This window comes from Microbacterium sp. Bi128 (assembly GCF_918698205.1).
In genome coordinates this window covers 1-2,744 of sequence record NZ_CAKKMM010000655.1, presented here as the reverse complement: position 1 = coordinate 2,744, position 2,744 = coordinate 1, and the positions used below count along the sequence as shown (strand labels likewise).

Genomic DNA, 2,744 nt, shown 5'->3' with positions numbered 1-2,744 from the left:
CTACAAGGTGGCATCGCTCCTCCGGCTTTTTACTGAAGCCGGGCATGACGTCACAGTCATCCCCACCGAGGCGGCCACCCGCTTCGTCGGCGTCGCCACATGGGAGGCCCTGTCCGGGCACCCGGTGAGCAACAGCGTGTTCGACGCCGTCCACACGGTCAACCATGTCCGGCTCGGCCACGAGGCCGAACTGATCGTCGTGGCCCCGGCCACGGCCGATCTCCTGGCCCGCGCGGCCACCGGCCAGGCCGATGACCTCCTCACCAACACCCTGCTGATGGCCGGCGAATGCCCGGTGCTCATGGCCCCGGCCATGCACACCGAAATGTGGCAACACCCCGCCACCGAGGCCAACGTCGAAACGTTGCGCAGCCGCGGCGTCACCGTGCTGGAACCCGCAAGCGGGCGGCTGACCGGCGCCGACTCCGGTCCCGGCCGCCTGCCCGAGCCGGAGGCGATCTTCACCGCCGCCATGGCCCTCGCCGGCGCCGAAGCGGCCGCCGCCAACGCTTCCGCAACTTCCGCGGCGATGCCGGCCGTTGACCCGGACGTGACAACTGCCCTGGCCGCCGTGCCTGCAGCGGCGCAGTCGGCGGTTACGCCGTTGGCCGGACTGACGGTGACCATCAGTGCCGGCGGCACCCGGGAACCGCTGGACCCCGTGCGGTTCCTCGGCAACCGCTCCTCCGGCAAGCAGGGCGTGGCCCTGGCCGCCGCGGCCCGCGACGCCGGAGCCCGCGTCCGCCTGCTGGCCGCCCACATGGAAGTCCCGGCGCCCGCCGGCGTCGAAATCGTCCAGGTCGAAACGGCCCTGGAACTGCGGGAGGCGGCGCTGCACGCGGCCGCCGACTCCGACGTCGTCATCATGGCCGCCGCGGTCGCGGACTTCCGGCCGGCGGACGTCGCCGGGACCAAGATCAAGAAGCGCGACGACGTCGCCGATCCCGTGATCAACCTGGTGCGCAACCCCGACATCCTGCGCGAACTCGTCGAGGTCCGCGACGCCGCGTCCCGGAATCAGCTGATCGTCGGCTTCGCCGCCGAGACGGGCGATGCCGGCGGCGATGTCCTGGACTATGCCCGGGCCAAGCTGCACCGGAAAGCCTGCGACCTGCTGGTCGTCAACCAGGTGGGCCGGGACTTGGTCTTTGGCGAGGACACGAACACAGTAGTCATCCTTTCCCGTGACGGCTCCGAACCCCAAGAGGCGTCGGGTTCCAAATCCGACGTCGCGGCTGCCGTGATCGACCGGATCAGCGCCGAGCTGAGCCGGGCTGTACCGCCGGCGTAGCCCGGCGTAACCAACATCTCCTTAGCACGGGGACACACGCCGCCGGACGTCCGTTATCCAACCAGTAAGGTAGTTGAGTGACTTTACCGCTGCACATCCCCGCCTTCCACGGGTCCACGCCCGCCGCGCTCCGGCTCTTCACGTCCGAGTCGGTGACGGAGGGCCACCCCGACAAGATCTGTGACCAGATCAGCGATGCGATCCTCGACGCACTGCTCGACAAAGACCCCGAGTCCCGGGTAGCCGTGGAGACGCTGGCCACCACCGGGCTGGTCCACGTCGCGGGCGAGGTCACCACCGATGCCTATGTCGAGATTCCGCAGATTGTCCGGGAGACCATCCTGGGCATCGGGTACGATTCTTCGGCCAACGGCTTCGACGGCGCCCGGTGCGGCGTCTCGGTATCCATCGGCCAGCAGTCCAACGACATCGCCGGCGGCGTGTTCAACTCCCTCGAAGCGCGTGAGGGCCGCCAGGAGGACGACTACGACCTCCAGGGAGCCGGCGACCAGGGACTCATGTTCGGCTACGCCAGCGACGAAACGCCGTCCTACATGCCCGTGCCGATCTGGCTCGCGCACCGGCTCTCCGAGCGCCTGACCGAGGTCCGCAAGAACGGCGAACTCGCCTACCTGCGCCCGGACGGCAAGACCCAGGTCACCGTGGGCTACGACGGCGACCGCCCGGTCTCAGTCGAAACTGTCGTCATCTCCAGCCAGCACGCCGAAGGCACCAGCCTGGACCAGCTCCGGGCCGACCTCGCCGAGCACGTGGTGGGGCCGGTCATGGCACTGTCCAACCTGGACACCTCACGGACCCGCAACATCCTCAACCCCGCAGGCGCCTTTGTGATTGGCGGCCCGGTAGGCGACGCCGGCCTCACCGGCCGCAAGATCATCGTCGACACCTACGGCGGCATGGCCCGCCACGGCGGCGGCGCGTTCTCCGGCAAGGACCCGTCGAAGGTGGACCGTTCGGCCGCCTACGCCATGCGCTGGGTCGCCAAGAACGTGGTGGCCGCCGGCCTCGCCAAGCGCGCCGAAATCCAGATCGCCTACGCGATCGGCCAGGCCCGCCCGGTGGGAACCTACGTTGAGACATTCGGAACCGAAACCGTGGACCCGGCCCGCATCAGCGCCGCGATCGCCGAGATCTTCGACCTGCGCCCGCGGGCCATCCTCGACGCCCTCGCCCTCAAGCGCCCGATCTACGCCAAGACCGCCGCCCACGGTCACTTCGGCCGCGAAGACCCGGACTTCACGTGGGAACGCCTGGACCGGGTGGACGAGCTGAAAGCGTTCTTCAACGCCTAAGACCCGGCCCACACGGTCCAAAGCCGCCGCGACGGTGTGTTTTGACAGTGAGTTTGTCAGTCCTGCGTGATGCACTGTAGCCAGGCCGCCCTCCGGTGGCCTGGCTACAGTGCATTTGGGAATACAGTGCATTTCGGAAG

General features: G+C 68.8%; 2 protein-coding genes. Both read left to right on the top strand.

The genetic code is table 11. The features are described 5' to 3' along the window. Positions 1 to 1,291 (top strand): phosphopantothenate--cysteine ligase family flavoprotein (locus tag LQV45_RS24390; RefSeq protein ID WP_230009194.1); only part of this gene is annotated, 1,291 nt, incomplete at its 5' end. Between the two features lie 77 nt (positions 1,292 to 1,368). Then, positions 1,369 to 2,604 (top strand): methionine adenosyltransferase, encoded by a 1,236-nt coding sequence (gene metK, locus LQV45_RS24385; RefSeq protein WP_230009193.1) that lies wholly within the window; start codon positions 1,369 to 1,371, stop codon positions 2,602 to 2,604. The last annotated feature ends 140 nt before the right edge of the window (positions 2,605 to 2,744 follow it).